The 20,578-nt window shown below is 44.6% G+C and carries 19 protein-coding genes; 2 read left to right on the top strand and 17 right to left on the bottom strand.

Features of this window, described 5'->3' with window-relative positions:
- Positions 1-173 precede the first annotated feature (173 nt).
- The 3 genes from AB4Z45_RS22295 to AB4Z45_RS22305 all read right to left on the bottom strand — a co-directional run bounded on the left by AB4Z45_RS22295 (position 174) and on the right by AB4Z45_RS22305 (position 3,915).
- Positions 174-1,037: a MurR/RpiR family transcriptional regulator gene (locus AB4Z45_RS22295; protein ID WP_441877315.1), complete on the bottom strand. Its 864-nt coding sequence runs from the start codon at positions 1,035-1,037 to the stop codon at positions 174-176.
- A gap of 108 nt (positions 1,038-1,145) precedes the next feature.
- Positions 1,146-2,507 carry a (Fe-S)-binding protein gene (locus tag AB4Z45_RS22300; protein ID WP_441911644.1) on the bottom strand — a complete coding sequence of 454 codons (1,362 nt, stop codon included), beginning with the start codon at positions 2,505-2,507 and terminating at the stop codon, positions 1,146-1,148.
- Positions 2,500-3,915 (bottom strand): FAD-binding oxidoreductase, encoded by a 1,416-nt coding sequence (locus AB4Z45_RS22305; RefSeq protein ID WP_441911645.1) that lies wholly within the window; start codon positions 3,913-3,915, stop codon positions 2,500-2,502. The genes AB4Z45_RS22300 and AB4Z45_RS22305 overlap by 8 nt, the downstream gene beginning before the upstream one ends.
- Before the next feature lie 116 nt (positions 3,916-4,031).
- Between AB4Z45_RS22305 and AB4Z45_RS22310 the strand changes: the two genes are divergently transcribed.
- Complete coding sequence (locus tag AB4Z45_RS22310) at positions 4,032-4,748, top strand: FadR/GntR family transcriptional regulator (RefSeq protein ID WP_441911646.1); 717 nt, start codon at positions 4,032-4,034, stop codon at positions 4,746-4,748.
- Positions 4,749-4,872: 124 nt separating this feature from the next.
- On the opposite strand, the gene AB4Z45_RS22315 is transcribed toward AB4Z45_RS22310, so the two are convergent.
- The 14 genes from AB4Z45_RS22315 to AB4Z45_RS22380 form a co-directional block, all read right to left on the bottom strand.
- A complete protein-coding gene (locus AB4Z45_RS22315; RefSeq protein WP_441911648.1) occupies positions 4,873-5,487 on the bottom strand; it encodes an undecaprenyl-diphosphatase in 615 nt (204 codons plus the stop codon).
- A 309-nt stretch (positions 5,488-5,796) separates the two neighbouring features.
- Positions 5,797-7,431, bottom strand: a complete 1,635-nt coding sequence (groL, locus tag AB4Z45_RS22320; RefSeq protein ID WP_076269676.1) for a chaperonin GroEL — start codon at positions 7,429-7,431, stop codon at positions 5,797-5,799.
- A gap of 78 nt (positions 7,432-7,509) precedes the next feature.
- The gene (groES, locus tag AB4Z45_RS22325) at positions 7,510-7,791 is read right to left on the bottom strand and encodes a co-chaperone GroES (RefSeq protein WP_441911650.1); all 282 of its coding nucleotides are present in this window, start codon (positions 7,789-7,791) and stop codon (positions 7,510-7,512) included.
- Positions 7,792-8,093: 302 nt separating this feature from the next.
- A complete protein-coding gene (locus tag AB4Z45_RS22330; protein WP_441911652.1) occupies positions 8,094-9,311 on the bottom strand; it encodes a DUF2264 domain-containing protein in 1,218 nt (405 codons plus the stop codon).
- Positions 9,312-9,327: 16 nt separating this feature from the next.
- Positions 9,328-10,458, bottom strand: coding sequence for a glycoside hydrolase family 88 protein (locus AB4Z45_RS22335; RefSeq protein ID WP_441911654.1), 1,131 nt, complete (start codon positions 10,456-10,458; stop codon positions 9,328-9,330).
- Positions 10,459-10,491: 33 nt separating this feature from the next.
- Positions 10,492-12,327 (bottom strand): hypothetical protein, encoded by a 1,836-nt coding sequence (locus AB4Z45_RS22340; protein WP_441911655.1) that lies wholly within the window; start codon positions 12,325-12,327, stop codon positions 10,492-10,494.
- Between the two features lie 188 nt (positions 12,328-12,515).
- Positions 12,516-13,109 carry a TetR/AcrR family transcriptional regulator gene (locus AB4Z45_RS22345; RefSeq protein ID WP_441911657.1) on the bottom strand — a complete coding sequence of 198 codons (594 nt, stop codon included), beginning with the start codon at positions 13,107-13,109 and terminating at the stop codon, positions 12,516-12,518.
- Positions 13,110-13,180: 71 nt separating this feature from the next.
- Positions 13,181-14,347 (bottom strand): YhgE/Pip domain-containing protein, encoded by a 1,167-nt coding sequence (locus tag AB4Z45_RS22350; RefSeq protein ID WP_441911659.1) that lies wholly within the window; start codon positions 14,345-14,347, stop codon positions 13,181-13,183.
- A gap of 201 nt (positions 14,348-14,548) precedes the next feature.
- Complete coding sequence (gene tatC / locus AB4Z45_RS22355; protein ID WP_076269790.1) at positions 14,549-15,301, bottom strand: twin-arginine translocase subunit TatC; 753 nt, start codon at positions 15,299-15,301, stop codon at positions 14,549-14,551.
- A 128-nt stretch (positions 15,302-15,429) separates the two neighbouring features.
- Entirely contained in the window at positions 15,430-15,675 is a 246-nt protein-coding gene (gene tatA / locus AB4Z45_RS22360) for a twin-arginine translocase TatA/TatE family subunit (RefSeq protein ID WP_076269672.1), read from the bottom strand.
- A 54-nt stretch (positions 15,676-15,729) separates the two neighbouring features.
- Positions 15,730-16,785 (bottom strand): molybdopterin-binding protein, encoded by a 1,056-nt coding sequence (locus AB4Z45_RS22365; protein WP_441911661.1) that lies wholly within the window; start codon positions 16,783-16,785, stop codon positions 15,730-15,732.
- The gene (locus AB4Z45_RS22370) at positions 16,782-17,276 is read right to left on the bottom strand and encodes a MogA/MoaB family molybdenum cofactor biosynthesis protein (RefSeq protein WP_054026672.1); all 495 of its coding nucleotides are present in this window, start codon (positions 17,274-17,276) and stop codon (positions 16,782-16,784) included. Before AB4Z45_RS22370 ends, AB4Z45_RS22365 begins: the two co-directional genes overlap by 4 nt.
- Positions 17,277-17,303: 27 nt before the next feature.
- On the bottom strand, positions 17,304-17,783 hold the full coding sequence (gene moaC / locus AB4Z45_RS22375) for a cyclic pyranopterin monophosphate synthase MoaC (protein ID WP_441911663.1): 480 nt from the start codon (positions 17,781-17,783) through the stop codon (positions 17,304-17,306).
- Positions 17,784-17,865: 82 nt separating this feature from the next.
- The gene (locus tag AB4Z45_RS22380; protein WP_441911665.1) at positions 17,866-18,465 is read right to left on the bottom strand and encodes a 5-formyltetrahydrofolate cyclo-ligase; all 600 of its coding nucleotides are present in this window, start codon (positions 18,463-18,465) and stop codon (positions 17,866-17,868) included.
- A gap of 154 nt (positions 18,466-18,619) precedes the next feature.
- Between AB4Z45_RS22380 and AB4Z45_RS22385 the strand changes: the two genes are divergently transcribed.
- Positions 18,620-20,554 carry an ABC-F family ATP-binding cassette domain-containing protein gene (locus AB4Z45_RS22385; protein WP_339207234.1) on the top strand — a complete coding sequence of 645 codons (1,935 nt, stop codon included), beginning with the start codon at positions 18,620-18,622 and terminating at the stop codon, positions 20,552-20,554.
- Positions 20,555-20,578: the final 24 nt, after the last annotated feature.

Genomic DNA, 20,578 nt, shown 5'->3' on the forward strand with positions numbered 1-20,578 from the left:
CTGATGAAGAAAGCAACCATAGACCAAAAGAAAAAAATAGCCGTACAGGAATAGACCACCCTGTACGGCTATTTTTCATATTTTGCAATATTTCTGTTCAAAGCGAGCTATCCCTTCAGTGAGCTTAACGCTTTTGGGACAGCCCCTTTCTTCCCCATTCATTAAAGAAGAACCTAATATCTCAGTTTTTTCTTCACTATATTATGCGTTTTTGTCAAGTAGGTTTTTACTTCCTCATATTCTGCACTTGCGACACCAGCAAATAAGATGTCGATAATCGTAAGCATAGCAATACGTGAGCCCATCGCACCACTGCGAATTGTAATTTCAGGTGTTGATATACTAAGAACAATATCCGCTCGCACAGCAAGCTCACTTTTATTGTACTTCGTAATCGCAATACATTTCGCTTTGTTCTTTTGAGCAATGATCAGAGCATCAATAATATCACTAGTTGCGCCAGAGTTGGAAATGAAAATGGCAACATCATCTTTCTCAAGTAACGTTGCTGCTGTGAGCTGACTATGACCATCCGTATAGGCATGGCACATCTTATTAATTCGTGAGAACTTCTGTTCCCCGTCCATACAAACGATTCCTGAGGCACCTATTCCAAAGAAAACAATTCGCTTGCTATGGCATAATAATTCTACAGCTCTTGCAATTTCTTTTCGATCGATGACACTAAGCGTATCCTCAATGGATTTGCAATTATTCAAAGAAATATTTGAAATAATTGTCGAGAGATCATCACCCGGCTGAATATCTGTATATTGAGCCTTTGGATCCTCATCACGAGAGCCCAAAGAAGCGGAGATACTCACAATAAAATTGCGGTATCCACTGTACCCCATCGTCTTGCAGAAACGAAGGACAGATGCATCGCTTGTTTTACTAGATTGAGCTAATTCCTTAATCGATAAATGAGGGATTTCTTCTTTATTTTCTAAAATGTAATCTCCAACCAATCGTTCAACTGGAGTAAAGCTTTCTCTCATTTCACGAATCTTAATTAATATGTTGTCATTTAAACTCATAATCTACCTACTCAAGATTTAATTAACACCTTAAATAATATCATAAACAATTTAGACAACCTAATACAATAGCAAAATACATTTTGACAAACTTATAATTAATAGTTGTTACTCTGATACAATCATCCGTTCATGCAAAAAATCAACGATGTGCATCGCCTTCATCGTCTGATCAGGCTTATGCTTTTCTATTCCAAGCTTCATTTGAAGCAGACAGCCTGGATTACTCGTTAGCATATAGCTTGCTTGTGTGTTATTCGCATGTTCCATTTTGTGCTCAAGGATGGCACCTGCCATCTCAGGCTGTACGACATTGTATATGCCAGCAGAGCCGCAGCAGCGATCAGACTCGCCCATTTCAACATATTCAGCGTTAACTACTTCCCTCATTAATTTACGGGGGGCGCTCGAGCCTTTCATCACATTGCGCAGATGACAGGAATCCTGATACGTCACTTTGATTTTTCGGGCATCTTGAGAACTTGCTTTTTGTACAAATTTCGGTACACGTCCCTTTTCTACAATCAATGTACTGACATCAATCACTCTTGAAGCAAACCATTTTGCTGGCTCGCTGTACTTTTTATTTTCCTGCATAAGATGGTCATATTCAACGAGCAGCGCACCACAACCGCCTGCATTGGATACAATGAAGTCGACATCGAGCTGTTTGAATATATCGATATTTACAGCTGCCAGTTCGCGAGCGTCATTCATTTCTCCACTATGAGCATGCAGCGCACCACAGCAGACCTGACTTTCAGGAATATATACGTCGAAGCCCGCAGCAGACAGCAGCTCAACTGTATTCACATTCGTATCTGCGAACATAACATCCATGATACAACCGCGGAACATCGCAACTTTGGCGATTCGTTCACCCTTCGCAGGATAAAAAGTGCCCAGACGCTCAACTACACCCTTTGGACTGGCAGATGGCAAGATAGACTCCATCTCAGATAATTGTTTAGGAAACAGCTTCATTACACCGGTTGATTGCACTACTTTTTGCAAGCCGGATTTTTGATAGACCGCAAGCGAGCCTCCAAGCAGCTTCAAGCTGCTACGTTTCGGAAATAAATGTTTGAAAACCGTCTTGCGAATAATTTTAATCGGCAATGAATGCGTTGCGTGCTCCTCGATCGCTTCTTTCGTCTGTTCAATTAATTGACCATACTTTACATCTGCCGGACAAGCTGGTTCACAAGCACGACAGCCTAAGCATAAGTTCATTTGATCTTGGAACTGCTGGTCTGGAACCATTAGTCCATCAACAGCTGCCTTCATCATCGCAATGCGTCCACGTGGAGAGGCAGGCTCCATACCTGTTTCATGGAATGTCGGACAAGCAGGCAAGCAGAAGCCGCATCGCATACAATTTGTTAACTGATCGTAGTCAAGCTTCTCTAATAAAGTACGAGCAAGAGGATTAGCATGCTCGATAATCGGTTTTCCTGTAGTACTAGCCATGCTGCACCACCACCCGTTTCTTCGCTTCCTTAGCAAACATCTTACTAGGATTCAAAATATTCAATGGATCGAAAGCGCCTTTGATTCCTTTCATTACTTCAATTCCCGCTTCTCCAACCTTCCATTCCAAATAAGGGGCTTTCACAACGCCGACCCCATGCTCACCAGTAATCGTGCCTCCGAGTTCGATTGCAGCTTCAAAAATTTCAGCAAATGCCTCCTCAACACGATGCACTTCTTCGTGGTCACGTGCGTCAGTCGTTGCGGTTGGATGCAGGTTTCCATCACCTGCATGCCCAAAGGTCGCTATATTCACATTATATTTTTGGGCGATTGCATTTGTACGCAATATCATTTCCGCAATTTTAGAACGAGGTACAGTAGCATCCTCAAGTATCGTCGTCGGGCGCAGGCGAGCGAGTGCGGTAAATGCGCTGCGTCTAGCTGTCAGAAGCTTTTCTGCTTCTTCACGATCCGCTGCTACCTCAATGCGATCCGCCTGCTCTTCCTTGCAAATAAGTTGTATTTTTTCAATATCGCGTTCAACCATTTCTGGTTCACCATCCTGCTCAATAATGAGGATCGCGGCCATATCTAGTGGCAAACCGATTTTCGCGAAGTCATCAACAACCCGAATAGTCGGATTATCCAATATTTCCAAAGTTGCTGGAATAATTTGATTTTTAATAATTTTTGATACCGTACGTGCTGCACCATAAATATCCTTATACATCGCAACCATCGTTTTCTTTGTTTTTGGCAGTGGCACAAGCTTAAGAATCGCCTCTGTAATAACAGCAAGAGTTCCTTCAGAGCCTACTAACAGTTTCGTCAAATCGTACCCAGCGACATCTTTAGTCAATTTCCCGCCAGTACGGATGATTGAGCCATTTGCCAGCACAGCAGTTAAGCCGAGTACATAATCTTTTGTGGTTCCGTACTTTAAGCCTCTTAGACCGCCTGAGCATTCAGCGATATTGCCGCCTATTGTAGATATTTTCATACTGCTTGGATCTGGTGGATAGAATAGTCCTAGCCCTTCAACATGTGAAATGAATTGTCCAGTAATTAGGCCAGGCTGGACAATAGCCGTTAAGTTTTCCATATCCACTTCAATAATTTTATTCATGCGATGCATAACCATCACAATTCCGCCTTGCAATGGTACTGTACCACCGCAAAGATTCGAACCCGAGCCTCTTGTTACAATCGGAATAAGATTGCTGTTAGCTATTTTCATAATTTCTGAAACTTGCTCTGTTGATTCTGGATAAATAACTGCATCGGGCAAAGCCTGCAACATCGGCGTTCCATCATAGGAATGTGCGATTAACGCCTCCTGATCTGTCCGAAAAAATTTTTCTCCTACAATATCTCGTAATGGTCTAACTACAGCTTCATTCAACATGAACGATTCCTCCATAATCAAATTGAGCAGGTCATCTGATGACTTTGTATTGATTATAGTGTAATAAAGTTGTACAGTATAGTCTATAGTTTTATTTTCGGGAGGTTTAAAGCTCTATGCAGCCGATAAAGGTAGAAACTGAAAAAGGACATGAGCTTGTCCGAAGAGCCATTCTCTCACAAATTGAGGAAGGTCTCTTACAACCTGGTCAAAAACTACCGTCCGTAGTTGACTTGAGTACCTCCTTTGGAGTAGGCCGCTCCACAATTCGTGAAGCATTGAGCGCATTAAAGGCAACAGGCTGGATAGATGTAAAGCATGGCGGAGGTACCTTTGTCAATAAAGTATTGCCTACCTTGCAGAGCAACTCGCGAGATCCATTCGAGGAATCGGAAAGTGTAAAAGAGATACTGGAAGTTCGTATTTGGCTTGAAAGCGGCAGTGCTGCATTCGCTGCCGAGCGTCGAAATGATAGGGATCTAGAGAACTTAAAGCAGATTATTGAACAAATGGAGCAAGCGTTGGAAATGAATAATACACAAATGAGTGAACATGCGGATATCGAATTTCATCTAGCTATAGCGGCTGCCTCACATAATAAGCTGCTTAATACATTAATGAGTTCACTTACTTCTAAGCTAACCGAAACAATGGGAAAAACTCGTCAGCTGTGGTTTTTCGAAGACAAGTCCTCTTCCACACTTCTCTTAAAAGAGCATCAATCCATATATAATGCAATATTAGCTCAAAACAGCGAGCTGGCCAGCCAGCTCATTCAAGCTCATTTGCATAAAGTCGAGAATGTACTGAAACGCAGAGACATTTTAGAATAATTCTGTTCAATATAGATTCAAAGATAGAACGACAGTTCTATCTTTGGCTTTATTTTTTCCTATAGGCTTCTCAGCCTGATAAATGACTGGATCTATTATCTTTTTCTATGTGCATTATTTCCTCTTAATACTCCTTTGATCTATTCCTTTTCGATTTAGTTAGTGGTGATAGAAGCAATTCTTCGCATTTCGCATAGCCCCCTAGCAATTTCTGAGTCAAGCTTAACTTAGGAACAACAAGGTAAACAATTGAGCTTGAAATGATGCTTATCATAGCTCCTACTAGGACATCTGCTGGATAGTGGACACCGACCCAAATACGAGAAATACCAACAAGGGAAGCTAGTATAACCCATAAAAACCACCAGCCTTTTCTAAATAACCAAAAGGATACACAAAATGAAAAGAACAATATGGTATGATCGCTTGGAAAAGAATTATCAACTGCTTTTTCAATTAATTTATTAACATTTGCCAACTCAGCAAATGGTTGATTATTCGAATGAAATTTGCCTATTATTTTCCCAATGATTTCAGCAAATACAAAAGTAATAGTTGCACAAACAATCATCATTCTACTCTGTTTATGTCTAGTAAACCAAATGAAGACAACACCTAAAACCAAGAAATACACCATAAACTCAGCAATAAAAACCATAGCAGGATTTAAGTATGGATATTGTTTCCCTAGGTCATTAACCAGTCTAAATAAGTGAATATTTTCTTCTAAAAAATTCATTTCACACCAGCTCCTCTGCCTCTTATATCTTAAAAGACAGATAGGCAAACGACCATCGATTCCCCTAACAATTAAGGGTTCCTATGTTACATTATTGTCATTTTGTAAATTGGCTTTAATATTCACATAGGCAGTTGCCCCGTTGGCAGCGATTACCTCCCTCTTCTCCAATATCCTTATTCACGTTGTATTTCGATAAACGCAAAAAGACCTCCCAGAATAATCTGGAAGGTCTCAAAGTTATAAGATAATGATAAAGAGGATTTTCACTGACGAAAACCCTTGATGTATAAGGGATTTAACCCCTTATTACATCATGCCGCCCATTCCACCCATGCCGCCCATATCTGGCATGCCAGCGCCTGCGCCCTTCGGCTCAGGTTTGTCAGCAACAACGGCTTCAGTTGTCAAGAACATAGCTGCAACGGAAGCTGCGTTTTGCAATGCTGAACGAGTTACTTTAGCAGGGTCAACGATACCTGCTTCGAACATGTTAACCCATGTTCCAGTAGCTGCGTTGTAGCCTACGCCGATTTTTTCGTTTTTCAGACGCTCAACGATAACCGAACCTTCTTGACCAGCGTTCGCAGCGATTGTGCGAAGCGGCTCTTCAAGGGAGCGAAGAACGATGTTAACGCCTGTTTGCTCGTCGCCTTCTGCTTTAACAGCAGCAACAGCGTTGTATACGTTAATGAGGGCAGTACCGCCGCCCGATACGATACCTTCTTCAACCGCTGCACGAGTGGAGTTGAGGGCATCTTCGATGCGTAGTTTGCGCTCTTTCAATTCTGTTTCTGTAGCTGCGCCAACTTTGATAACTGCAACGCCGCCAGACAATTTTGCAAGACGCTCTTGAAGCTTCTCACGGTCAAAGTCGGAAGTTGTTTCTTCCAGTTGAGCGCGGATTTGGTTTACGCGAGCAACGATGTCAGCGGAGTTGCCGCTGCCGTCAACGATGATTGTTGTTTCTTTAGTGATGCGGATCTGACGAGCAGAACCTAGTGATTCAACGCCAGTTGATTTAAGCTCAAGGCCTAGCTCTTCTGTAATCACTTGGCCGCCTGTTAGAGCAGCGATATCTTGAAGCATAGCTTTACGACGGTCACCGAAGCCTGGAGCTTTAACAGCTACGCAAGTGAATGTTCCACGAAGTTTGTTCACTACTAGAGTAGCTTGAGCTTCGCCTTCTACGTCTTCAGCGATGATTAGCAATTGCTTGCCGGATTGTACGACTTTCTCAAGAACCGGAAGGATCTCTTGAATGCTCGTAATTTTTTTGTCAGTGATAAGAATGTAAGGGTTGTCTAGGACAGCTTCCATTTTATCAGTGTCAGTAATCATGTATGGAGATACATAACCACGGTCAAATTGCATACCTTCAACAACTTCTAGCTCTGTAACAAAGCCTTTCGACTCTTCTACAGTGATAACGCCGTCGTTGCCGACTTTTTCCATAGCTTCAGCAATAAGTTGGCCTACTTCATCGTCAGCAGATGAGATCGAAGCAACTTGTGCGATCGATTGTTTGCCTTCGATTGGTTTCGAAATTGCTTTAAGCTCTTCAACAGCAGCTTTAACAGCTTTCTCGATGCCTTTGCGGATAACCATAGGGTTAGCGCCAGCTGTAACGTTTTTCAAGCCTTCGCGAATCATCGCTTGTGCAAGAACAGTTGCCGTAGTTGTACCGTCACCAGCTACGTCATTTGTTTTTGTAGCTACTTCTTTAACAAGTTGAGCGCCCATGTTTTCAAAAGCATCTTCAAGCTCGATTTCTTTTGCAATGGAAACACCATCATTTGTGATAAGCGGGCTTCCGAATTTTTTCTCAAGTACCACGTTGCGGCCTTTTGGACCTAGTGTTACTTTAACTGCATTTGCAAGTGCATCAACACCGCGCAGCATTGCGCGACGAGCGTCTTCGCTAAATTTAATTTCCTTAGCCATTAACAGAAACCTCCCAAAATAGTTTAAGTAGAACTGCTTAGTTTATGTGTTGCCTTCTATGTGACCCTAAGCGGGTTGTTATTCAAAAATCGCGTGAATTTCGCTTTCTTTCATAATCAAATACTCTTTGCCATCGTATTTGATTTCTGTGCCTGCATACTTGGAGAAAAGAACGCGGTCGCCTTCTTTGACTTCAAGAGCAATACGAACACCATCTTTCAGCGTGCCGCTTCCAACTGCAATCACTTTGCCTTCTTGCGGCTTTTCTTTCGCCGAATCCGGCAATACGATACCGCTAGCGGTTGTTTCTTCTTTCGCGATTGCTTCGATCAATACGCGTTCACCCAAAGGTCTGATCATTGAAAATAGCCTCCTTCAAAATTTGTCGCTGCTTATATTCTCGTTAGCACTCGAAACCTTCAAGTGCTAACAACTATTTTTATCATACTCATTTTCGTTATTAATTTCAAGTGCTTGGTTTCATTTTTCCGTTTATTTACACTAGGCAGAAGGAACTAAATCTTTTTTGTGCAGATTGGCACGTCCATAGTCATTCGCTCAAGCTATTATTATGCGCCAACTATATCTTGAGAATACGATAATGTTCAGATCGTTTCCCTACAGAAATGTCTTTTTAAAACTACCTCAGGATCAGTAAAAATTCACTTCAAAGCCGCATCGATGCCAAAAGCCTGTCCTGACCACGCCTTTTTAGAAGTCCAAGCCTCGTCCGCTCCACTCCAAAATGGATGCTCGCTTGCAAGGCCAAGCGGCAAGAACACCGCAGCGCATAAATAGAGGCTTCCCGTTGATATGTATCGCTCGCCAACATCTCGCTGATGTCCGCAGAAGCCGATTGTAAGCCATCCATCCGCTGTAAAATTGCCTGGCACTTCAAGTGTTCTACGAATCGCTGCGGTAAGCGCACAGCGTACCTGAGATGCTGTGACGGACGCCGGCAAATCATCATTTAGGGCATGCTGAGCTAGGCTTTGAAAGGCTCCGAAACGATAGGCAAGCGAACGTCCAATTGGCGGGTATGTTCCATCCGTTCCAATTAGCCGCTCAAGCACTTCTGCATAACGCCGTGAACGGCTCGCAACAGCACCCTGCATGGCTCGCCATTCCTCGTGCTCATCACCTGCTGCGGCAAGCACATCGACCAGCATCGGCTGAATAACGAAGCTGTTATAGTAATCCCAGTGGAAATCCGGACCATCACTATATGCGCCGTCACCCAAATACCACTGCTCATGCTGCTTCAACGCGTAATCGATCCGCATCGGGTCCCAGTCACGCTCGCCAAGCTTAAGCAGCGCCGCTTCAATCGTTGCTGCAAAAAGCAGCCAATTCGAGAAGACAGGCTTTCTCGATCTCGTTTGCTTCAGCGCCGTAATTACATTTGCTTTCACACGATGCTCCAGCTTTTCACCAAGCTCTTTCGGAGCACGCAATATCGCAAGCGCCAAAAAAGCAGCATCGACAATCGACTGGTAACCATCGCTGAAGTTCATATAGTCTGGCGAAGCTGGATCAGTGCCCGCATCCACTGCTTCACGAGCAAGCGCGGCATAACGAATTCGCAGCTCCTCTTCGTGTCCATTAATGTACTGATTCTCAAGCCATGGAGCCATACCGGATAAAAGGCGTCCTAACGCTTCCAAATGCGTGAATTTCGCTCGGTCAGCTTTAAGTTCAGCGGCTGCTTTCTCGTCACCAGCTTCTCCAGCAGTTATTGCGATTTCTATAGGCATCGTCTCTTTAAGACGGCGCTCCGCAAGGGCGTTAAGCACAGGTTCGCCAATAGCGAGCATCTGCTCCAGCCAGTATTTGCGCATAGGAAGCGTTTCGTTTATCTGTGATCCACTTTCGATTTGCATGTTCGTTACCTCTCCTCTACCAGAATGTCGAGGAATCCCCTCTTAATCGCGCTAAACCTTCTACGAAGAAATAGTCGCCATAAATAAGCGGCACATCAATGTTTCTCCGCTCTGGATAATGGCTTGTCCCATGCAAAATCAAGCCTTCCTCCGCCTCATCATCCCATGCGCCGTAATTCTCGTACAATGAACGTAATATTCGCTCGCCAGCCGCTTGATATAGCTCCGATTCTTCTGCAGGAACTGAGCTTGCGATTTCGAGCAGACCGCAGGCAGCACAAGCGCCAGCTGACGTGTCGCGATAACGTTCTACACCTGATGGCAGGCGGAAATCCCAATGCGGAACGAAATCCTCAGGCAAGTTCGCAAGGAAGAAATTAGCAACCCGCTTCGCCGCCTCCAAGTACCGAGCCTCGCCCGTATACCTATAACTAAGTGCCATTCCGTAAATCGCCCACGATGCTCCGCGCGACCACGCTGAGTTTGGCGCAAAGCCTTGTCCGCCGTTCACACTTACAAATTCACCCGTATGCGGGTCAAAGACTACAATATGATTAACCGAACCGTCCGTCCGTATAAAATGCTCCAGCACCGTATCCGCATGCTCCATCGCCAAATGCTTAAATCTTGGATCTCCCGTTGTCTCGCTTGCCCAGTAGAGTAAAGGCAGGTTCATCATGCAGTCAATAATCGCCCAGCCCTCGTTGCGGTCTCCTTCGCCCCAAGGATTCCAAGCTCTAATATAATTTCCTTTTACATTAAATCTTCCGCTGAGTACACTAGCCGCTAACAACGCTCGTCTACGGGATTGCTCTTCACCAAGCAGCTTATAGCGGGCTACACTCGTTAGCGACCACATGAAGCCGATGTCGTGATCCAAGCGATCATATCCGAACAATACTTCATCCAATTGCTGCTCGCATGCCTCGGCAATATCTTTATATCGATCATCCTTCGACTCTGAATCACGATACAGCAGCCATAACAAGCCCGGCCAGAAACCAGCTGTCCACCACTGAGGCGCCTCAAGCACATACGTTCCATCGACGCTTGCATGCGGAAATCTTGCACCAATCCGATTGCTCGTTCTCGTAACCTTCTCATGTACATTTGCCCAAGCTTCATTTACCCAATTGATCTGCTCCATATCCTTACTCGCTCCTCGCATCGAATATTGTAGTTATGATTCAAATTGAAAAATAAAATTTGCAATCAACGGCACTTCAACTGCTGCTTTCCATTCAAAATCAAGCGTATACCAGAATCGCTCAACGCCATAATGATCGATATCGCTCCTTGCGGTAACGACCGGCTTCCAAACCTGATGATCATAATTAATGAACAATTGGCGTTGTCCTGTTAAAATCACTCGACCTTCCTCCGCCAGCTCAGGAACAAGAAACGTAATGAACCGCTCTGTAACTTGCCGCTCAGCATCAGCTTCTTCTCCATTTGGTATCATCCAAATCGTATCCGTCAGCGTCAGGCGCGGCAGCTTTTCCTTTTCCCATAGGAATCGGCGCTCCATTCGCTCCAGCTTGGAATGTCCATATGCCGAGCTGATTTCCAGCGCAAACTTATCCCTACTCGCATTTGTTGACGCTTCCATAACTGCCGCTCGAAACGAAGCCCCATTTTGCTGATGAGAGCCGTCTATAATAGGAACCGAATGACCCTGAGAGCCATTGCACCAAATCGAATACCGTTCCGGGCCAAAATATTTCGCCGTATATTTTCCGCTGCCCAAATCTGCTAAATAAGCTTGTCCATCCGCATGTACGATAAAATGGCCCACATCATTATGGTTATGAGGCTCCTCATTATGGCCCCCTTTTGCCGCAAAGCTGTAGTTGCCGCCGTTCTCGCTTGCATGTCTGGACAGAAGCCACTGCACATCAGATAAGTAATAGGACTCGGCAGGCCAGATCGTTTTACTTTCAGTCGCCGCCATCCATTCTTCTTTCACCCACATCAAATTACGAATCGCCGGCGCCCAGCGTCCGCAATGATCAGCAGCATACTCCGCTCTAAGGCTCGCATCCGGTACAATGACCTCTGCAAACTCCTGATGCAGACAACAGCTGAGCCCCATAAATATACCGCTTTCAGGACGCGAATCACTAAAGTTAACGACCGTGCTGCTTCCCGTAAAACATTTCTGCTGAAAAAGTGCAATCTCCTTCACCTTATTCGAAGTAAATAAGTTGATTTCTCCAGCTGTTGCCCTTTTTAACATCTGAGCAAAATATACATAATATCCGAAACCATACTGCCAATATAAATAACCTTCCGCGCACGCGCCGTCATTGCCAAATCCACTCAAATAACAATCAAGCGAATGAAGCACACGTTCCAGCACTTGCGACAGCCTATGCGAATCCTCAATGAGATAAAGCGCCGCTGCCCCAACCGAACCTGCGCATACAGCCGCCCAATTGTGATCCGCTGTCTCCCACCCGAATGGGCCTTGCTCCAAAAAAGGACGGAATAGGCGATTCTCTACCTCAGCCTCTATACGCTTGTGCAGCAAATCCGGTAAACGGTCGCCTAATAACAACTTAATCTCACTTAGTGCAAACCCGGTCTCCGCCGAAAATAAATCGATGTCCAGCCTGTCTGATCCTTCATTAAAATGAGCAGGCAGACACCAAGTAAACTCATTGCAAACCGACCAGATCATATTAAGAGCGGCAACTTCGTAGTCTGTATTTTCCGGGTCCTGCAGCGCCATAATGACATACGAATTCAATCTTTTTCGCCTTTCAAAATATACACGTTCATAAGCTAAGCGCTCTCCCGTATCTCCATAAACACGAAAGAGAGAGTAGGTGAGCTCGGGATTAGGGGTAAGCATGAAGCGATCGGCTTCCATTTTAATCTCTTCAAGGAGCTGTTCATTAATGAACTGATTCCACAGTTGCGAACTTGGCTTCTGCGTTTCGCCGCCTGAGGCAAGAAGCGTCAGCCCTTTTTTCCTATGCTGCTCCAAAATCTCCTGTATCCGTTCACGTTTCATTTGTATAATCTCGCTCCTATTCTGCCTGCGCAGCTGCTGGCTTTATACTAAACGGGCATTATGCGAAACTCCATACTTTCATAATCGTTGCACCTAAATTGTACCAGTAGTTTATGAATAGCAGAAGGTTGTAACAAAAAAAAATACCGTACGGCGATTTCTCGCGCACGGTATTTCATGGTTTTCAGCTATTCGCCTCTATAGTACAATCCACCCAAAATAAATAAGGTTAAATCCTCGACGATTGCTTCCTGTGATGAACGTTCTTCTTCATGCAAGATAGCCCAATATTGGCTATTCCGATGAAAGAGCAACGTACCGATAATGGAAAACAAGGTGTTATCTAAGGAGTTGAATTGAAATAAACCTTGATCCTTGCCCTCTTTGAGCCAGTAGCGGAGCTTCCCCCACATCGGCATCACATGCTTGCGTATCTTCTCAATACGATCCGTGTTCATGATAACTTCTTGCTGAATAATATTAATTAATTGATAATCGCTGTAGCGGAAATTAGTTACCTCACGAACAATAAGTCTAACACCCTCTACCGGATCTAGCTGCATGGGGTCTAGCTCGGCAATTTGATTGTTTGGAAAATAATAATCAAATAAAGCATAGAACATATTTTCTTTCCCGCCAAAATGATACGAGACAAGCGCAACGTTAGCTCCAGCCTCTTCGCATATTTGCCTAACGGTCGTTTTATCGAAGCCATTTTCCGCAAACAGCTTTTTGGCAGCTGACAATATTCTAATTTTAATATCCGCTTCTCCTGTTGTCATGACGGGCCCCCATAAAAAACAATATCTTTTATTTTGAACCACTTCTAAGCCAACAGCAAACTGCAGTTGAATTATCTTTTTTGCCCTGCAATAACTGCTGTAGGCTGCACTACAGGAGCGGCTTGGCGCTTCAGCGCCACCGCAGCTACGCTAACCGTAAAGGCAACGACAGCAATAACGCTAAGTGACAAAGAGTCAGCTGTAGCCGCTGGGCCGCCGAACAAAATATTCATCGTACCTTCAACGGCATACGTCGCTGGAAGAATATCACCAAGCTTGACGTAAAAGTCGGATAACAATTCACGCGGTACGATCGCACCAGAAGTAACAAGCTGTGCCGACAATAAAATAATATTGAACAGCATGCCGCTTAAACCAAACAAGTAAATAAACATTTGCGAAACGAATATAAATGTTAATACGAACATCAGCTGGAACAACCAAATATGAAGAAATCCTTGTTCCATCTGACCGCCAAATGCAGCAAGCAAGGAAGAACCTACTAACGAAACAATAACACCTGCTCCTACATTAATTACGCTTCTTGCGCCGAAACGTTTCCATCTGCTTGTTGTTGCTCCTAGTGAAAGGGACGATTGCTCAAAATTCATACCCATGATCATCGCGCCGACATAAGAAGCAAGCACCAGCATCATCGGAACCATTTGATTGTTCATTCCTTGTATTACGTTCGTTGACTGAATTTCAGATTTAACACGCTCTGACAATCCTTGTGCCGCTGCTCCAGCTTGCTCTGCTGGCAGCTGCATGTTGCCAAGTACCGTTTGAATGCCGCCCGTTACGGCCTGTTTATTTACTTCTGCTGTTATTTGCCCGGCTGCACCACTCATAATACTTTTAATGAGTGCTGGATTTGATTCGTTTATTACATATTGAATGGAGGCTGTACCATCGGCTGCTGAAGCCTTCTGAGAGAAATCCGCCGGTATCCATACAACCATCTGCAGTTCACGCTCATTCAACTGCTGCTTCGCCTCATCAATGCTGCTGATTTCACTCATGTTAAAAGGCAAGTTCTGAACAAGGTTGCCAGCAATCTTCTGTCCCATCTGTGCATCTTCATTCACAATAGCAATACGCAAATTTTGTACGCGGTCCGTAACACCGTTATAACCTGTCATCCAAATGACCGAAAAAATAACCTGGAACATGATTGCCGTAAATATACCAACGATAGTCGTTGGACGTTTCATAAAAGCAATTAGTGCATTTTTCAATATGATCCACTCCCGTTTTCTCTATTTAAACAATTGTTTTAAACAACTGTTTAAATATTATGCGGAAATGACGTTTTTGTCAACCACTCAAAAACGCCTTCGGCGTCCTCTGGATGCTAAAGCAGCTTTGACGGAGAACTATAAGCCCTTTATAAGCTTCTTATATAAAAAAAGAAGAAGAGGACATTCCCCTTCTTCTTCCTATGCTTCAGACATTGACTCGCCATACTCCGCTTCCCATTTTGCATCAGCGGCAAGCTGCTTTTTGTGTACCGAGCCTGATAAGAACACACTAATCTCATATAGAACGAGTAATGGGATTGCCACTAATATGTCCGATATGAAATCCGGAGGTGTAATCATAACTCCGATAAGCACCATGATGAAATACGCTAGACGGCGCATTTTGCGCAGCCGCTGTGGATTCACTAAACGAATAGCTGTCAAAAACATGATGACAAGCGGCAGTTCGAATAACAGCGATATCGGAATGAGCAGATTAAACATAAACGTAAAATACTGCGCGATGCCATATGTCTCTTCAAGATTTAAATGCTGTGATACTGTTCTTGTAAAATTAAAAGCGAGTGGAAAGACGACAAAATAAGAAAACGCCAATCCAATTAAAAACATGATTAGTGCAAACGGAACATATTTAAGTGTGGAACGCTGCTCGTTCTTGCGCAAAGCCGGCTTTACGAATGCCCAAAGCTGATATGCAATAACAGGCAAAGAAATAATTAAAGCGATGACAAATGCAAATTTCATATACATGCCAATGCCATCCCAAAGGGAAAACGTATGTAACGAAATTGTATTAGCAGGCTTCTGGCTCATTAGAAAGTTATAGGTAGGCTGTGCAAATATAAGTCCGACGACTAAGCCTAACGTTAAAATAATAAGCACGTAAATGATCCGCTTGCGCAGCTCGCCAAGATGCTCCAAAAGCGGCATCAACCCTTCTTCTCGAAGAAGCGCTTTACGTGATTTATGCTCCGATTTGCTGTTTCCTTCCGATCCCACCTGCACGATACCTCCTTCGCCTAGCGGTAAACTTTTTTTCAAGAAAAAAGCGGGCCCGATTAATCCGGCAGCCGCTTATTGTCTTTATCACTATTTTCCGAGCGACTCACTTCAACACGGCTCGAATCTTTGTCCTTGCGGTCACGGTCACGATCATCATCATCCATGATCTCTCTTGCTCCGGATTTAAACTCACGCAATGTCCGCCCGAATGCACGTCCAAGTTCTGGTAGCTTGTTTGGTCCAAATAGTAGCAAAGCAACCAACACAAGCAGTATAACACCTGTTGCACCAATTCCTGACATTTGCCAACCTCCTCGTAATTTTATGTAGCAGCATCATTATTAAGCAGCTCATACTTAACAGCTGTTTAAGCCGCCATATCCCATGCTGACAATATCTTCACGAACAATCGTATCTCCCGCTAGAATCCGCGGCAGCAGCACATCGAATGATGTATATGGATCATGCATGACGCAGCCTGGAAGCCCCAATATCGGCACTCCGTTTAAATAACCAATAAGCAGCATTGAGCCTGGCAGCATCGGAGTTCCATAACTCACGATATTCGCGCCTGTTTCCTTTATGGCTCCAGGAGTGCGATCGTCGGGATCTACCGACATTCCGCCAGTCACTAGTATCATATCATAACGTTGTGCAAGCAAATAGTGTATTTCCTTGACAATTGTTTGTCGATCATCGGGTGCAAATCGCTGCTCTGCCACTTCTGATCCAAGCTCCTCAAGCTTGCTTCTTACTGCCGGACCAAATTTATCTTCAATTCTTCCGTTAAAAACTTCGCCGCCCGTCGTCAACAAACCGACGCGAAATTTACGGAAAGGGCGAACGCGCAGCGGTGAAGCTCCGCCATTCGCTTCACGGTATTCGGCTGCAAGCCTCTCCACCGTCTCCACCTTCGATTTGGGTACGACAAGCGGAATGGCTCTTGTTGCAGCCAGCGCTTGTCCCGGCTTAACGACTGTTTTTGCCTTAATCGTTGCTAATGCAATTTCACCCAGCTCATTAATCGCATCAACTAACGCCTTATCAATCTCCGCAAGGCCTAGCTGGTTTGCTTTAATGCTCACCTTGCCCTCATGCGGCTCTGAAAGAACGAGTTTCTCGTCATACAACGCTTCAGCCATTCGAATGGCTGCATCATCCTCATGAAGCTCGTTTTCTCCAAGCTCCATAATATAGATATGCTCCTTGCCAATATCGAGAAGATTAGGTATGTCCGCTTCTACCACGACATGGCCTCTTTTGAACAATCGACCCTTAAACTGGCCTGGGATAATTCGCGTTAAATCATGAGCCAGTCGCAGCCCGATCGCATCATATACGGAAACTTCTCTTAGCGTAGTCGATCCATGCTGCTCCGTTCCGTTCTCTGCATGATGCTGCTGCTGACTCATACGCTATGTTCCCCCAGTTCTCCGGATAAAATGCCCAGAGCATGCGGCAATTGATCCATGATCGCCATTAAGCTCTCATGTACGCCCTTTGGGCTCCCAGGCAAGTTAACGATTAGTGAGCTGCCTCTTATGCCGCAGACGCCTCTTGAGAGCATTGCTCTTCTTGTTTTTTGGAGAGCGCCCATACGCATCGCTTCCGCAATACCCGGAACTGCACGGTCAATAACCTTGAGCGTTGCCTCGGGCGTAACATCGCGCTCTGCAAGACCTGTGCCTCCCGTCGTAAGCACAAGATCCGCATGGAAGTACTCTGTCATTTCTATGATGGCTGCCATTATTTCATCCTGCTCATCCGGTACAATCCGATAATCAATTATTTCTCCACCCAGCTCTTCCTCAACCAATTCACGGATAACCTGGGCACTCGTATCCTCACGTTCTCCACGTGATCCTTTATCGCTTGCTGTCAAAATTGCTACTTTCCACCGCATATACCATTCCTCCCATTCCTATTTCGCTCATGGGTTTGACGAAATTCGATAATCGCCGCTTTTTCCGCCCGTTTTTGAAACCAGCTGCGTAGGACCGATAACCATATCCTTTTGCAGCGCTTTGCACATGTCGTAGACCGTTAGAGCTGCGGCAGACACGGCTGTCAGTGCTTCCATTTCCACGCCGGTTTTTCCAGTTGTCTTTACTGTACCTTGTATGTAAAGCTCATCCGTTCCGTTATCGCTGAAAACCACATTGATGCCTGTGAGCGGTAGCGGATGGCACATTGGAATCCAATCTGACGTTTTTTTGGCAGCCATAACTGCAGCAACCTGAGCAACAGCCAGTACATCGCCCTTCCCAATCTTGCCAGCCTTAATTTGTTCTAATGTATCTCGGTTCATCGTTATTCTTGTTTGAGCGACTGCCGTGCGGGAAGTGACTTCCTTGTCAGAGATGTCTACCATTCGCGCCCGGCCCTGCTCGTTAAAATGTGTCAACTCCACCTCAAACGCTCCTTCTAGCGCTAATGAACGGTTCGCCTTTAACGTTCATAGCTCGCTTGGCAATCATTCAGCTGCATTTCCTCTAAAATAAATACATGTTTTTTTCAGTAATCAAGCCATCCATTTTCAAATCATGCCCCTCGAGTGGCACCTCATCAATGAGCTGCGCCTCGAACGCTATTCCAAGCCAGTACGGCTTAGAAGCATTGTTTTGAAATGATTCAGCAAAGCGGTCATAATAACCGCCTCCATAACCAAGCCGGCCCCCTTGAAGGTCAAAGGCTAGTCCCGGCACAAACACAACACCCAGCTCACAATTGTCCTTAAAAGGCTGCGCTGTATTCGGATTCGGCTCCATAATCCCATATGAACCAGGTATCAGATCATCCCAGCTACGCAAGGTATAGAGCTCCATGGAACGATCTGCTGCGATGCATCTTGGCGCAATGACTTCTCGCCCTGTTCGCCAGCCCCATTCAATGAGACCCGACAAATCAAGCTCGCTCCGAAAAGACACGTACACCATAAACGCGCCGACCGAATGGCTTTCGATAAAAGCCATCGCTTTCGTGCAAGCTGCTTCTGACCATAATCGCCGCTGCTCGACTGGTAATTTATTTCGTTTTATTGTTATCTGACTTCGTATGTAAGCCTTATCGCCCCGTTGATTTGGTTCAACCAAAAGCATTCACCTATTCTAGTTCCCATCATTTTCTTTCATTAATTGTAGTTTAACATTGTTGTGCAACTTTCGCCAATGCTAGCGCTCGTTTATGGTACACTAATATGTAGTATGAGCATTCGTTCTTTACCATTTATTTGTTGGAGGTTTCAAAATGCTGCTGCAGGTTTCTAACGTAACAAAAAGCTACGGCGTAAATGTCGTATTATCCAATATTTCGATGCAAGTGCTGGAACGAGAACGTATTGGTCTCGTAGGTGTGAACGGTGCAGGCAAGTCTACACTGCTCAAAATCATTGCAGGCGAAATGTCCGCAGATTCTGGCGCTATTCATAAAGCCAAAGAAACTAAAATTGGTTATCTCGCTCAGAATAGCGGATTGCAATCCAATCGAACGATTGGTGAAGAAATGCTTGCCGTTTTCTCGCATCTAATTGAAGCAGAACAAGAGCTTCGTGATCTCGAAGTCAAAATTGCAGATCCCGAACTTCATCAGGATGAGAAACGTTATACAGCCATACTCGATCGCTATGCCAAGCGTTCAGATTGGTACCGCGAGCAAGGCGGTTTCGAGGTCAACACGCGTATTAACAGTGTTCTTCACGGTATGGGTTTCGGAACATTTCCAGCTGACACTTTAATATCAACATTAAGCGGCGGCCAGAAAACACGGCTCGCACTCGCTCGCATATTGCTTCAGGCACCAGATCTGCTCATGCTTGATGAGCCTACCAACTATCTCGACATTGAGACTTTAACGTGGCTAGAGTCCTATCTGCGCGGATATTCGGGTGCCATCTTGGTCGTATCCCATGACCGTTACTTCCTAGATGCTCTTGCTCAAACGATTATCGAAATCGAGCGTCATACCTCCAAGCGGTATACTGGAAATTACAGCCGCTATATGGAGCTGAAAGCTGCCGAGTACGAAATCAACATGCGTCAATTCGAAAAACAGCAGGACGAAATTTCGCGTATGGAGCAATTTGTTCAACGAAATATTGTTCGAGCTTCAACGACCAAACGTGCACAAAGCAGACGGAAAGCTTTGGACAAAATGGATCGCCTGGACAAGCCGCAGGGTGATTTGAAAAAAGCACATTTCACATTTGAAATCGAGCGTTCGACAGGCAAAGACGTACTTGCTGTTAATGAGGTTTCCGTTGTTTTCCCAGGTAAGGACACACCTATCTTTAAAAATGTATCCTTCCAGCTTACTCGTGGTGAAACCGTTGCATTAATTGGTCCGAACGGGATTGGGAAATCCACACTGCTAAAGGTTATTGTCGGTCAAAATGAACCAACTACAGGTACAATTAAGTTTGGAACTCACGTCAAACTCGGCTATTATGACCAAGAACAAACGCGGCTGAACGGTCAAAATACTGTTCTTGAAGAGGTTTGGGGCAGTTACTCCCATATGGAGGAGGCACGTATTCGTACGGTGCTCGGCAACTTCTTATTTAGCGGCGAAGACGTACTCAAGCGAATTTCTTCCCTTAGCGGCGGTGAGAAAGCACGTGTATCTCTAGCGAAGCTTATGCTTGCAGAGGCCAATGTCCTTATTTTGGATGAGCCTACCAACCATCTCGATCTATTTAGCAAAGAAGTTCTTGAAGCTGCACTGCTTGACTATGAAGGAACCTTGCTCTTCATTTCACATGATCGTTACTTCTTAAACAAGATGGCTGAACGAATTGTCGAACTAAAGTCGTCAGGTACTGATCATTTCCTAGGAAATTATGACGAAATGATAGAGAAAAAAAGTGAAATCGAAGAAGCTCGGCTCGAAGCACTGTCAAAACAGGCTTCAAACTCAAAAACAACAGCCGTATCCGACATTTCACCTGCCAACTCTTATGAGGCGGACAAGCAAGCAAAACGTGAAGAACGTACACGGCAGCGTAAAGTTGAACAATTAGAACTGGAAATCGCTACGCTGGAGCAGCAAATAACCGATTTGGAATTACAGCTCACTGATCCTGCGATTTTTAATGATTACATCCGTATTCAAGAAATTCAAGCTGCCATTGAAGCTGTTAAAACCTCACTATCGACCGCATATGAGGAATGGGAACAATACATGTAAGTTTCGTAAATCAATTAAAACCGG

It is taken from the genome of Paenibacillus sp. MCAF9 (assembly GCF_052114265.1).
Classification (GTDB): Bacteria; Bacillota; Bacilli; order Paenibacillales; family Paenibacillaceae; genus Pristimantibacillus.